12 protein-coding genes are annotated in these 12,814 nt (G+C 33.5%); 1 reads left to right on the top strand and 11 read right to left on the bottom strand.

Annotated elements, in window-relative coordinates; all coding sequences use genetic code 11:
* Window positions 1–403: 403 nt before the first annotated feature.
* The 9 genes from BSD9I1_RS04640 to BSD9I1_RS04600 all read right to left on the bottom strand — a co-directional run bounded on the left by BSD9I1_RS04640 (window position 404) and on the right by BSD9I1_RS04600 (window position 9,704).
* On the bottom strand, window positions 404–1,063 hold the full coding sequence (locus BSD9I1_RS04640) for a 3-oxoacid CoA-transferase subunit B (protein ID WP_186429336.1): 660 nt from the start codon (window positions 1,061–1,063) through the stop codon (window positions 404–406).
* A 1-nt stretch (window position 1,064) separates the two neighbouring features.
* Window positions 1,065–1,718, bottom strand: coding sequence for a CoA transferase subunit A (locus tag BSD9I1_RS04635; protein ID WP_186429335.1), 654 nt, complete (start codon window positions 1,716–1,718; stop codon window positions 1,065–1,067).
* A gap of 118 nt (window positions 1,719–1,836) precedes the next feature.
* A complete protein-coding gene (locus BSD9I1_RS04630; protein WP_242966411.1) occupies window positions 1,837–3,144 on the bottom strand; it encodes a GntP family permease in 1,308 nt (435 codons plus the stop codon).
* Between the two features lie 78 nt (window positions 3,145–3,222).
* Window positions 3,223–4,527 carry an acetyl-CoA hydrolase/transferase family protein gene (locus BSD9I1_RS04625; RefSeq protein ID WP_186429334.1) on the bottom strand — a complete coding sequence of 435 codons (1,305 nt, stop codon included), beginning with the start codon at window positions 4,525–4,527 and terminating at the stop codon, window positions 3,223–3,225.
* A gap of 12 nt (window positions 4,528–4,539) precedes the next feature.
* Complete coding sequence (locus tag BSD9I1_RS04620; protein ID WP_186429390.1) at window positions 4,540–5,703, bottom strand: thiolase family protein; 1,164 nt, start codon at window positions 5,701–5,703, stop codon at window positions 4,540–4,542.
* Window positions 5,704–5,940: 237 nt separating this feature from the next.
* Complete coding sequence (gene fabG / locus BSD9I1_RS04615) at window positions 5,941–6,681, bottom strand: 3-oxoacyl-[acyl-carrier-protein] reductase (RefSeq protein ID WP_186429333.1); 741 nt, start codon at window positions 6,679–6,681, stop codon at window positions 5,941–5,943.
* A gap of 46 nt (window positions 6,682–6,727) precedes the next feature.
* Window positions 6,728–7,576: a 3-keto-5-aminohexanoate cleavage protein gene (locus BSD9I1_RS04610; RefSeq protein ID WP_186429332.1), complete on the bottom strand. Its 849-nt coding sequence runs from the start codon at window positions 7,574–7,576 to the stop codon at window positions 6,728–6,730.
* A 165-nt stretch (window positions 7,577–7,741) separates the two neighbouring features.
* Window positions 7,742–8,602: an amidohydrolase family protein gene (locus BSD9I1_RS04605; protein WP_186429331.1), complete on the bottom strand. Its 861-nt coding sequence runs from the start codon at window positions 8,600–8,602 to the stop codon at window positions 7,742–7,744.
* Window positions 8,603–8,699: 97 nt separating this feature from the next.
* Window positions 8,700–9,704, bottom strand: coding sequence for a ketopantoate reductase family protein (locus BSD9I1_RS04600; RefSeq protein ID WP_186429330.1), 1,005 nt, complete (start codon window positions 9,702–9,704; stop codon window positions 8,700–8,702).
* 351 nt (window positions 9,705–10,055) lie between these two features.
* Here BSD9I1_RS04600 and BSD9I1_RS04595 point away from each other — a divergent pair, with 351 nt between their 5' ends.
* Window positions 10,056–10,652, top strand: a complete 597-nt coding sequence (locus tag BSD9I1_RS04595) for a TetR/AcrR family transcriptional regulator (RefSeq protein WP_186429329.1) — start codon at window positions 10,056–10,058, stop codon at window positions 10,650–10,652.
* Window positions 10,653–10,930: 278 nt separating this feature from the next.
* Here the strand turns inward: BSD9I1_RS04595 and BSD9I1_RS04590 are convergent, their stop codons facing one another.
* Together BSD9I1_RS04590 and BSD9I1_RS04585 are read right to left on the bottom strand one after the other, a co-directional pair.
* On the bottom strand, window positions 10,931–12,436 hold the full coding sequence (locus tag BSD9I1_RS04590; protein WP_035310003.1) for a 4Fe-4S dicluster domain-containing protein: 1,506 nt from the start codon (window positions 12,434–12,436) through the stop codon (window positions 10,931–10,933).
* A gap of 27 nt (window positions 12,437–12,463) precedes the next feature.
* A complete protein-coding gene (locus BSD9I1_RS04585; protein ID WP_035310001.1) occupies window positions 12,464–12,736 on the bottom strand; it encodes an NAD(P)H-dependent oxidoreductase subunit E in 273 nt (90 codons plus the stop codon).
* Window positions 12,737–12,814 lie beyond the last annotated feature (78 nt).

Here is a 12,814-nt window from a genome sequence, read left to right as displayed (position 1 = left end):
TTCAATACTTAAATGTGAACACTGAGGTCATAATATGATAGATGAGAAAAAGAAGCATGTCCCTGACAAAGTTTATATTAGATATGTATGCGGAAAAGAACCTTCTGGAGACACGCTTAAGAAAGGCAAAACATAAACTTAAAAACCAGCTAGAGTAGCTTGAAAAAAAATCACAAGATAAAGATATTGGTCAAAATTAAAACTCTCATCTTAGAGGTATTGAGGAAAATAAAACTAGGATCTATTAATTAAAATGCCAAGTATTCCAAATTTATCTTTTATATCAGCAAAAATTTTCTCAACTTTATCTATTTCGAAAATATAATTGCAAAATGATTTAGCAAAAACTGCTAAATCATTTATACTGTTCTTATCTTATTACAATCATTACTATCTTTCCATACTATGTCAGCATATATTTTAAATCTTCATCTATAATCAAGTCTGCTTCCGTTACTTCTTGCACTTCTTTCACGCTAAATTCAGGATTTATTTCTTTTAAGAGCAAACCTTCATTAGTAACTTCCATAACTCCCATTTCTGTAATAATAAGATTTACTTGTCCTTGTGCAGTTAGCGGAAGAGTACATTTTTTTAGAATTTTCACTTTACCCTTAACTGTATGAGTCATTGCGATAATCACTTTTTTAGCTCCTACTACTAAATCCATAGCACCTCCCATACCTGGTATTATCTCTCCTGGAACCATCCAATTAGCCAAATTTCCTTTCTGGTCCACTTGTAAAGCGCCTAATACCGTAACATCAACGTGTCCTCCTCTAATTATAGAGAATGAGGTTGCACTATCAAAGAAAGATGCCCCTGGCATTGTTGTAACTGGTATGCCTCCAGCATTAATTAAGTTTTTAATTTCTTTTTCTTCTTTGGGAGTTGGTCCAATTCCTACAAAACCATTTTCAGATTGGAGATTTACTTCTATATCATTTGGTACATAATCTGCTACCAATGTTGGGAGTCCAATTCCTAGATTAACAACATAACCATCCTTAAGTTCTTTAGCAACTCTTTTAGCAATTACTTCTTTTGCTTGTAATGTATTCATTTTAATTCCCCCCCTGTACAATAATGTCAACGAAAATACCTGGAGTCATAACATCATTAGGGTCAATACTTCCAACTTCAACAATTTCATCAGCTTCAACAATAACTAAATCTGCGGCCATAGCCATTAGAGGATTAAAATTTCTAGCAGCTTTATCATAATAGATATTTCCTTTCTTATCTACCTTAGCACCTAAAATAATAGCTATATCTGCTCTAATAGGCAGCTCAAGCAAATACTCTTTTTCATTTATATTAAATTTTTGCTTTCCATCTTCTATAATTGTTCCAATACCTGTTGGAGTAAGAAATCCTCCTAACCCAGCTCCACCAGCTCTAATTCTTTCAGCTAAGGTCCCTTGTGGAACTAACTCAACTTCAATTTCCCTACTATTCATTTGTTTTCCTGTTTCAGGGTTTGTACCTATATGAGATACAATTACTTTTTTCACTTGCTTATTGGAAATTAACTTCCCTATTCCTCTATCAGGGAATGAAGTATCATTTGCTATAACTGTTAGATTTTTAATTCCATTAACAATTAATCCATCTATGATTGTTTCAGGAGTTCCAACTCCAAGAAATCCACCAACCATAATAGTTGTATTTTCTTTAATATTTTTTAATGCCTCTTCTAAAGTATGTATTTTTGTCATAATATTTATCACCTCAATTTATAAATACAGGTGCATCAATATGCATATCCCATATAAATGTTTAGTTTCAATTTTAGGCTATTCTTCAAGTAAATCAATGTATATTTTGCTATTAAAATTAATATCCCATCATAATTACAGCAGATGTTAATACCACACAAATTATGATTGGCATAATAACTGTGGTTATGCCTATAAACCTGTAACCTTCCTTGTGATTCAATCCTAAATATCCAAGTACCAAGAAAAGTCCGCTTGAATGGGGAAGTGAATCCAGGCTACCTGCTGCAATTGCTATTAATCTATGCATAATTTCCAAATTTGCGCCGGACGCCTTCATTGTTTCTGCCATTGTTTGAAGAGTGATCGTCAACCCGCCTGATGATGAACCTGTTATACCAGAAATAACTGCTGTTGCAATTTGACCTTTTACGTAAGGATCCATGTTCATGCCCAATACCATACTAACTATTTCTTGGAATGCAGGTGCATTTTGTACAATAGTACCAAAACCAACAACTGCACACGGTCCTGCTAAAGCACCCAGAGTGCCTCCCAAGCCATTGTTTATTGCAGCCTTTTTGTCTAATATTATATTCCAGTTCAAAATCAATGCCAATGCTGTGCCCACAACCATTGCCAATACAACTAATGTAGTTGAGTTAGTCACTATTTTTTTCATTGTAAGAAGCATAACTATAATAACAATCAATGGAATAAATGATGTTATTGTAGAAGGGAGCTTGCTTCTATCTATTTCATACTTGGAAGCATCTGTACCAGGTATAAATGTAAAATGCTCTCCAGCATCCTTTAGTCTTTTCGTTTCCCAATTCAAATACCAAATAGACATAACTATGAACATAATAGAAGCTATAATACCCATTATTGGTGCTGCTGTTAAACTTGTTCCAAGAAATTTTGTTGGTATAACATTTGTAATTGCTGGGGTTCCTGGTAATGCTGTCATTGTAAATCCTGATGCTCCGGCTGTCAAACAGCCTACTGAAATTCTTCTTGGAATATCTCCTTCTTTAAACAATACCATTATAATAGGAGCTATAGCGAATATAACTACGAACAAACTTACTCCACCATATGTTAATACTGCTGTTGCTAGGAAAATAACTGTTACTGCTCTTTTTTTGCCAAACCAGTCTATGAATTTATAGCCAATAGCAATTGCGGCTCCGGATTCCTCCATTAATTTTGCATATAGCGATGACGCTGCAAATATCAAAAAGTAATTTTTCATAAACCCTACATATCCAGTTAAATAGAAATCTGAAAATGCTGACCATACATTCATTTTATTTGTAATAATAACTACTAATCCTGCTAATATAGTAAGTGGTAATGCTCCCACTCCTTTATATGCTAATATTATCAATATCATAATACCTAATATCAATCCTATTGAGCCCATAATTTGAACCTCCATTCTTAAAGTAATCTTTAATGTTCAAGAACTAATTATTTATTAGAAACAGTATTTTTACACAGCTTATTTGAAATCAGACTTAAACCTATTTTTAAATTCTTCTATCAGTTCTTCTCTAAAATCTGGATGTGCAATATTTATTAAAGCTCTCGCTCTATCTCTTAAAGTCTTGCCTTTTAGCTGAGCAATACCATATTCCGTTACTATATAATCTACGTCATTCCTTGAAGTTGTAACAGACGTTCCATGATCTAAGAAAGGAACTATTTTTGAAACTTTTCCTTTTGAAGCTGTTGATGGTATTGCAATTATTGATATACCATCTTTCGCCATGCTTACACCTCTTACGAAGTCAACTTGTCCTCCTACACCACTGATTTGTTTTGAACCTATACATTCTGAGCATACCTGTCCCATTAAATCAACTTGTACACAAGAATTTATAGAAACCATCTTATAATTCTTCATGATAACAGTAGGATCATTTACATAATCCACAGGATACATTTCAACCGCAGGATTATTATTAACAAAATCATAAAGTTTTTGAGTTCCCATAAGGAAAGTTACAACTATTTTCCCTGAATGAAGAGTTTTCTTTTTGTTAGTTATCACGCCTGCTTCTACTAGTTCTACTACTCCATCTGATATCATTTCTGAATGTATTCCCAAATCCTTCTTATCATTTAAGAATAAAAGTACTGCATCAGGTATAGCTCCTATACCAAGTTGTAAGGTTGAACCATCTTCTACTAAAGATGCACAATTCTGACCAATAGCCCTCTCAACTTCACCAATTTTAGGCAACGGAAGTTCCAATACTGGGTGAGACGTTTCAACTATGTAGTCTATTTCTGATACGTGAATAAATGAATCTCCCAAGGTTCTAGGCATCTTAGTATTTATCTCTGCGATTACAATTTTTGCACATTCTGATGCAGGTTTAATATAGTCAACCGATGTTCCAAAACTACAATATCCATGTTCATCTGGAGAACTAACCTGAATTAAGGCAACATCTATAGGTAAATATCCTTTCTTAAATAACTTAGGAATTTCATAAAAGAAACAAGGAATAAAGTCTCCTCTTCCAGACTCTATAGCTTCTCTAGTAGCTCCACTTGCAAAAGTTGTATTACTATGGAAATACTGTTCCATACCAGGCTTTGCATATTCACCTTTACCAAGTATTACAAAGCTAACTATTTCTACATTTCTGTAGTTCTCCTTATTAGCTATCATTGCGTCAATTAATACTGATGGTTCTCCAGCTGCATGCCCTATAACTACTCTGTCTCTAGATTTAATTTTAGAAGCAGCATCTTCCGAATTGACAAGCTTACTTTTATAAATTTCCTTCCAATTCATATAAGTCTCCCTTCAACACATTTCATAAATTCCTGCTGCTCCCATACCACCACCAATGCACATTGTGATAAGGGCATATTTGCCTCCTGTTCGTTTTAGCTCCCCTAGTGCTTTACAAGTCAGAACTGCACCAGTAGCGCCCAACGGATGTCCCATTGCTATTGCTCCTCCATTTGGATTAACCTTTTCCCAATCCATTCCTAACTCTCTCATGCAAGGAATAGCCTGCGCAGCAAAAGCCTCATTAAACTCTATGACGTCCATGTCATTTACTGACAATCCTGTATTTTTCATAACCTTAGGTACTGAATATATAGGTCCCAATCCCATGTAACCAGGTTCACATCCAGTTACTGCATATCCTATAAACTTGGCAATTGGCTTTATACCAAGTTCATTTGCCTTAGTTTCAGACATTAGAACTACAAAGGCAGCTCCATCACTTGTTTGCGAAGAATTTCCTGCTGTAACAATACCATTTTCAATGAAACATGGTTTTAATTCAGCAAGTGAATCTTTGCTAGTACCAAGACGAATTCCCTGGTCTTTTTTAAAAATAATTTCCTTTCCCTCGTCATCTACGCCAGGTAAAGGAATAATCTCATCATCAAATTTACCTGCATCTTGTGCTATTGCACCACGTTTATGACTTTGTGCTGCTAAATCATCCATTTCCTGTCGTGTTATTTCATAACGCGATGCTACATTTTCTGCAGTAAGTCCCATAGACATATATTGGTCAGGCACATTCTCCACAAGCCATTCGTTTTGAAAAGTTGTCCTATCATAAGTCATCGGAACAGCCGTCATTGATTCAACTCCACCAGCCACAATGATATCATTGAGTCCAGACTCAATTTGTCCTGCTGCAAGCGCAATAGCTTGTAAACTAGCTGAACAAAAACGATTAACTGTCATTGCCGGAACACTATCTGGAACACCTGCCCTAGCAGATATAAGACGTGCCATGTTATACCCCTGCTTTAAATCTTGTTGAGCACAGCCCACAATAACATCTTCAATGTTTGAAGGATTTAACTGTGGTATTTTTTTCTCTAGAATCCCTTTTAACACCAAACCACCTATATCCACAGGATGTAGTTCTCTTAAAGCTCCTTTCTTACCAGAACGTGCGATAGCCGACCTTCCATAAGCCACAATTACTACATTTCTCATTTGATTTTTCACAGTAATACCCCTCTTTCTCAATACTAAGTCTATATTATTTGTTAAACTCTGTTCTATCCTTTATCAGATTACCATTTATAGAAAACTTCAATAATTATTTTTAAAGCTTTTTTACTTTAATGTGAATAAAATACATATAAAACGAAAGAAATATCCTTATTTATTCTGACACCTATGAAATAACTTATCACAGGTGTCAGTTCTAATTTTTCCACATATTAGTAATTATACATACCACCCACCATTACAAGCTATAACTTGACCTGTGATGTAGTTTGAATCTTCTGACACTAAAAACTTAACTAATTTAGCAATGTCCTCAGGTAAACCTATTTTTCCTAAGGGAATTTGTTTTAGCATTCCCTCCATTACTTTCTCAGGAATTGCATCTGTCATAGATGTCTTTATTATTCCTGGAGCTACTGCATTAACATTAATATTAAAACGAGCTAATTCTTTTGATAATGTTTTTGTCATTCCAATTACTCCTGCCTTGCTAGTTGAGTAGTTTACTTGACCTACATTGCCCGCTTGTCCAGCCATAGAAGACAGATTTACAATCTTTCCTGAATTTTGCTCTTTCATTAATAATGCAGCAGATTGCGTACAGTAAAATACACCATTTAAATTTATATCAATAACCTGGTTCCACTGTTCATCTGTCATTTTCAAGAATAAACCATCCCTTGTAATTCCTGCATTATTAACTAAGATATCTAATCTTCCAAACTGAGTTTTTATGTCATTAAATAATTGTTCAACCTGCTCTCTAGCACATACATTTGCATTGGAAGTCATTACTTTTCTTCCCATTGCCTTTATTTCTGCCGCTGTTTCTTCCGCATCTTTCATACTTATATCATTTATAATAATATCTGCTCCAGCTGAAGCTAACATTATTGCAATTGCTTTCCCTATTCCTTTTCCTGATCCTGTAATTAAAGCTACTTTTGATTGTAAATTCATACTATTACACCTCTTTAATAATTTAATACAAAGTCAATTATCCCTGTTAAAATACTTTTCTTGTAAGTCCATAAATTTCACGAGCCTCATCTGGTGTTGCTGCTTCTAGTCCAGCTTCTTCTAGTAACCTTTTTGCACGCGCAACAAATTGTGCATTTGATTTTGCAATAACACCCTTTTGATACATAACGTTGTCTTCCATACCTACGCGAAGATGTCCTCCCATTGCAATAGTTGCCATCATTATAGGCATATGTCCGCTACCAATTCCACATCCTGCCCAAGTCGAACCTTCTGGGATAAGATTTTTTAAGTATACTAAATTTTCAATAGTATTAGTCATTCCACCTGGTGCTCCAAGAACTATTTGGAAATGGCAAGGCGCTTTTAACACTCCTGTTTTCATATAATGTATAGCATTATATACCATACCAGCATCAAAAATCTCAATTTCTGGTTTGATATTTGATTCTTGAAGAGCATAACCAAGTTTTTCCAAAAATTTGGGGTGATTTTCAAAAATGGTTGTGTTCATCCAATTTAAACTTCCTGCATCAAATGAAGCTAATTCCGGTAACAATTTCTGAAGTGGATATATACGTCTATTATCATCAAATTCAGCAGCTCCTGAGCTTGTAATATTGATACAAATATCACAGTCTTTTTTTGCTCGAATCAATGCTATGGTTTCCTTGTACTTTTCAAAATCAATTGTTGGCGTACCATCATCATTTCGAACATGAATATGTGCAATAGCAGCGCCTGCCTTCCAACATTCATAAACATCATCTGCAATTTCTTGTGGAGTAATTGATATATTAGGATTATCTTTTTTTGTTGGCCATGAACCAATTATTGCCGCAGTTATCACTCTCTTATTCTTTAAATCTCTCATCTTAAAATCCTCCTAAAAATATATTATTTTTATTTCTTTATAAATTCATTTCCTGCAATCGAAATGCAATAGAAATTAGATAAAAGAAATATCCTTTTTATTCTCACACCTATTAAATAACTTATTACAGGTGTAACCTCTCTATTTTTTCATTTCTTAATATTTTCAAATTAACTCCACAAAATTCTTACCAAGTATATATTCCTTCTGTGAGTCTAGAATATTAAGAGATTCTATCCAACCTTTTTTTTCTGAATAGTCATATTGATTAAAACCCTTTGCTCCATAAGGTCCGTCACATCCATAAATCAATTTACGGTAATCTATTTTACTTACCACTTTCTCAACAATAGATTGGCTAAGATAATCACTTGATAAATCTACAAAAACATTTGGGGTTACGTTGGCATATGTCATCATTTCTTTCCAGTGTGGTACACCAACATGTGCATAAATAACATTTAGTTTAGGAAATTTCTCGGATAAATATTTATATGAATCTTTTTCACCTGACAGATGGATAAGCATAGGTTTCCCTCTTTCCACACAAAAATCAGCTACCTTATCCAACTCATTAATTTTATATTGATGCATAAACGGATGAGCTTTAACCCCTATAAACCCACGTTTATTTATATAGGTTTCAAGTTCTTGCATTACATCTTCCTGCTTTGGATGAGCTGTAATCCATCCATAAAATCTATCTGAATATCTCTCTATTGCTTTATTAACTAAAGCATTATCAGGCTTTGGATACATAGGATACTTATTCCCACCAAGTATAAAATTCTTTTCATCAATAAAAGTATTGTATATATCATATCCATCTGGGGTTCCATCAAGCCACAATTGCCTAAGGTGATCAAATGCTGCTTTACCTTCAGTCGTTTCCTCTTCTGAAAACATTGTTTCATTAAATGGAGCAATAAGTGCAGTTTTATCTATACCATTCTTATCCATCTCTTTTATCATTGTCTCTAGTGTTAACATTGTTTCATCTAGATGAAAGTGACTATCAATAATCATTCTTTCTCTCCTTTTCTATAACATTCCATTAATTAAACTGTTTAATTAATTCTTTGTTGCTATCAGTTGATTCACTTCAAATATAGTGCAGTACAATCTATTTCTTAAATAATCTTAGATTGTCCATTGATAAAGAATATTTTCCAGTTTCTATTCCGTGTACAATTTCTACTATTGAATCGTTTACTGGTGTTGCTATTTTATGCTTCTCACCCAACTTGCAAATATATCCATTGATCATATCTACTTCAGTTTTCTTTCCTTTTTCTAAATCCTGAAGCATGCTTGCTTTTGCTGCACCCATTTTTTTATATACTGATTCAACAAACCTAATCCATGAATTTTGATCTCCATTTTTTAAAATATTATCAATATCTGTGCCAAAAAGAGAAGCAAAGTATTCACCTGCAGCTTTGCATACAAGCCCGGATTCCACACCAATTCTTCCAATCAGCTTCATGGCTTCTTCATTCTTTAGAATATCGCCAAATGTACAACCTAATGCTGCCGACATGCCACTCATGCTAGAATTCGCTACCAACTTTGTCCATCTAGAAGCGATTAAGTTTTCAGTAATTTGTGTTGATCCCATTTTTTCAAGAATGTCTGCCGCCATCTTTACCCTTTCATTGATTTTTCCGCTTATAGTTCCTATTTCAAATAATTCATTTTTTTCATTTAAAGGTTCTGTAACCTCAGATACACCGGGTCCCACAAATGTAGCTCCCCATAAAACCGTACCTCCTAAAGTCTGCTCTTCCCCAAATACTTCAATCAAGCTTGGCTCAGGATAACCATTTTGCAAGGTTAATATTGATGATTCATTGTTAATATGTTGCTTAATTATTTTAAACGCTTCCTTATTTGCAGTTTGTTTGCAAAATAAAATAATTAAATCATAAATTCCTTCCATTTCAGACGGTAAAATCGCTTTTACGGAAGTTGTCCAGTTTTCAAACCCTACCAGTGTCGCGCCATTTCTGTTTAACTGATTTACATGTTCTTCATAAACATCAATTAACTCAACGTTTAATCCTTGCCTACTTAAAAATGCACCAAGTACTGTTCCCATTGCTCCACAACCATAAATACCAATTCTCATATTCATCCTCCTTTTTTATTATCTGACTAAGCTTTAATCATACGCCAACTGTTTTATGTCATTTTATATATAAATATTAAAATACTAGCCTTTCATAATCAATAAACACAATTACATATATGTACAATATTGGTCATATTTAAGAAAATGTACAAATATTTGTTTAGTATAGATTATGATATTTCAAATTCGCTTTCATTCACCTGTTTTATACAAGTGGTAAAGATTACTTAAAGTTTTGCTTTTATAAATAAAATAACTGTATTAGGCACGACAAAATTTTATTACTTGCTATTTAAAAAAATATTATTTATAATAGCTTTAAACAAAATTTCAGAAAGGGAAGTATTTATGGCTAAATGCTATAGCAAAAATTTGACTAGAGTTCAAATACTAATTCGCGATTCTTTTTTGTCTTTACTAAAAAAACAAAGTTTCTATAAAATCCATGTAAAGGATATAATAACTGGAGCGGGTGTATCTCGTGCAGCCTTCTATTCTCATTACGAAAATAAGTATGAGCTACTAGAAAGTATTCAAGTTGAATTTCTTGACGGGCTTAAGGAAAACTTTCACGCTGTTAGAAAAAGTAGTCAAGGAAAAACATTGACTCTGGAATTACCAGATGCTACTCGAATCTATTCATCTTATTTCAATTACATAGAAGAAAATGCTGAAATATTTAAATTGCTCCTTGGTCAAAACGGAGATGGCTTATTTCTTGAAAAATTAACTAATTTAATAATTGAGGAGCAATCTAAAACTCGCAAAGACTGGGATATTGAGAAAATATTTCCTAAGCCATATATTAGCTACTTAACTATACTTCTTTCCTATGGATATGCTGGAGTTTTTATAAAATGGATCAATTCAAAAAAGGACGAAAAGTTTTCCTCCTTAGAAATGGGACAATTTCTTGCAGACTTTTTTACATTATTTAAAAAATAATATTTTTCATTAATTGAAAACCAAAATGCAAACCTTATCTATTTATTCTAATTTTAAAACATATTTATATGCAAGCAGCTAAGAGATTGCATCTTAGATTACAAAAAGATTGGTGTATAACCTGAGGCCACTGAAAAACTATTAGTTTTCAACCGTCATCACGAAAGTGATGACGGTTTTTCTTTTCATCAAAAAAAGAGATTTATACAACAAATGCAGAATAAAATATAAGGTTCATATCAATGTATACTAAGCTACATTAATATGAACCTTATATTTTATTTATTTCTTAACTTTTTATCAATAATATCATTATCAAATGGAGTTTTATATTCAGACTCATTTTTAAAATTTACTACTGCCTTTTTAACTCTATTCATCGATGCTATTGTTCCCGGTCCAGCAATACAGCCACCGGGACATGCCATACCTTCAAGCAAATATCCATTCTTTTTTCCAGACTTTGCTACCTTCATAAGCTTTACACATTCATGTAAAGTTGATACACCTTCTATGTTAATTTCCCTTGACGGGTCAATAATCAAAGCAGTCTTTTTTACTGCTTCAGCTACTCCCCCTGCTATAGCATATCCTCGACCTAATGTTGAAGCATCCTGTATTTCTTTAGATACTTCTATTTCTGATAATTCTATTTCCTTGGCAACAAACATACCCATAAGTTCCTCAAAGGTTATTACAAAGTGTACATAGTCCTTAACATCTTCTCTTAATGCTTCTAATTTCTTGGAAATACATGGCCCTATAAATGTTATATTTGCATCTGGGTCAATTTTCTTAATATGCTTTGCAGTCTCAACCATCGGAGAAGCAGAGTCCGATATATATTCGTATTGATCTGGAAATAGCTTTTTAACCATTAAAGTCCAAGAATTACAACAGCTTGTTCCCATATAAGGAATATCATTAGGTACTCTTTCAAGAAATTCTTTTGCTTCGTGAAGAGTTGTAATATCAGCGCCCAAGCTTACCTCTACCACATCTCTAAAGCCAAGCTGTTTTATACCCTCAAATATTTGAACCGGAGAAGCTAATGGTCCAAACTGTCCCAAAAATGAGGGAGCTATTATGGCATACATATGAGTATTGGTCTTTAGTGATTTGATTAGCTGATATATTTGAGACTTATCTGCAATGGCTCCATAAGGACAATGAGTAATGCATCTTCCACAGGATACGCATCGGTCTCTGTCTATCTGAGCTCTTCCTAAATAATCACTATCTATTGCATTAACACCACATGCAGCGGCACAAGGCCTTTCATATTTTACAATTGCACTATATGGGCAGGTTTCCTTACATCTACCACATTTAATGCATTTTTCCTGATCAATAATTGCTCTATTCTTTCCTATAGAAACTGCATTTGTTGGACATACATTAGTACATGGATGAGCCAAGCACTTTCGACAATTGTCTGTTACATAAAAGGCTTTAGTCGGACATGCTTCACATGCATGGGTAATAACATTTACCAAAGGCTCAATAAATTGAGTTTTATCCACATCTACTTCGGAAATCCCATCAGTAACACGGTGATATTCAGTTGGTTTTCTTGCATCTAAACCCATTGTTAGTCTTAGTCGCTCGTCTACTATTGCTCTTTCTCTAAATATACTATCTCTATATATACCTACCTCATTAGGTAAAATTTCAAAAGATGCTTTCTCTAATTCGCTTAGATCAGAAGCATCGTATGCCATTTTGGCAATAGTAGAAAATACCTTTCTTCTAATATTAATTAGATTAACATAGCTTTCTTTCATGACAAACTTTTCCTCCGTAGTTTTCTTTTACTTCTTTCTTACTTTGTTTATAATTTTCTCCATTACAATCTGGCTAGTAGCATTAAATATTGTCTCGTCATCTATAACTACTACGGGTGATATTTTTTTATTAGTTCCTTTGCAAAACCCTAAACACTTGACTACTTCAACTTCCAATTCTTCAACATTATAGTTATCTAAGTCTTCATTAATAATGTCCTTTAAGTCTTCAATTTGGTCTAAAATACCCATCGCTCCAAGCAGCGTACAGTTTGAACCTACACAAACTTTTACATTCATAATACCCCTCCAAATTCATTCCTGTTTTATCATTTATATTTAATATTAAAGCATATTTCTCTACTACTTTCTACCAAG

The sequence above is a fragment of the Clostridium sp. BSD9I1 genome, from assembly GCF_900185645.1.
Taxonomy (GTDB): Bacteria; Bacillota; Clostridia; order Clostridiales; family Clostridiaceae; genus Clostridium_AK.
This window is presented reverse-complemented; position numbering and strand designations above follow the sequence as displayed.

What these genes read in the sequence shown, in the direction of transcription:
- BSD9I1_RS04640 (WP_186429336.1), bottom strand. Translation starts at nt 1,063, where the DNA reads ATGAATACATTACAAGCAAAAGAAGTAATTGCTAAAAGAGTTGCTAAA.
- BSD9I1_RS04635 (WP_186429335.1), bottom strand. Translation starts at nt 1,718, where the DNA reads ATGACAAAAATACATACTTTAGAAGAGGCATTAAAAAATATTAAAGAA.
- BSD9I1_RS04630 (WP_242966411.1), bottom strand. Translation starts at nt 3,144, where the DNA reads ATGGGCTCAATAGGATTGATATTAGGTATTATGATATTGATAATATTA.
- BSD9I1_RS04625 (WP_186429334.1), bottom strand. Translation starts at nt 4,527, where the DNA reads ATGAATTGGAAGGAAATTTATAAAAGTAAGCTTGTCAATTCGGAAGAT.
- BSD9I1_RS04620 (WP_186429390.1), bottom strand. Translation starts at nt 5,703, where the DNA reads ATGAGAAATGTAGTAATTGTGGCTTATGGAAGGTCGGCTATCGCACGT.
- fabG (WP_186429333.1), bottom strand. Translation starts at nt 6,681, where the DNA reads ATGAATTTACAATCAAAAGTAGCTTTAATTACAGGATCAGGAAAAGGA.
- BSD9I1_RS04610 (WP_186429332.1), bottom strand. Translation starts at nt 7,576, where the DNA reads ATGAGAGATTTAAAGAATAAGAGAGTGATAACTGCGGCAATAATTGGT.
- BSD9I1_RS04605 (WP_186429331.1), bottom strand. Translation starts at nt 8,602, where the DNA reads ATGATTATTGATAGTCACTTTCATCTAGATGAAACAATGTTAACACTA.
- BSD9I1_RS04600 (WP_186429330.1), bottom strand. Translation starts at nt 9,704, where the DNA reads ATGAGAATTGGTATTTATGGTTGTGGAGCAATGGGAACAGTACTTGGT.
- BSD9I1_RS04595 (WP_186429329.1), top strand. Translation starts at nt 10,056, where the DNA reads ATGGCTAAATGCTATAGCAAAAATTTGACTAGAGTTCAAATACTAATT.
- BSD9I1_RS04590 (WP_035310003.1), bottom strand. Translation starts at nt 12,436, where the DNA reads ATGAAAGAAAGCTATGTTAATCTAATTAATATTAGAAGAAAGGTATTT.
- BSD9I1_RS04585 (WP_035310001.1), bottom strand. Translation starts at nt 12,736, where the DNA reads ATGAATGTAAAAGTTTGTGTAGGTTCAAACTGTACGCTGCTTGGAGCG.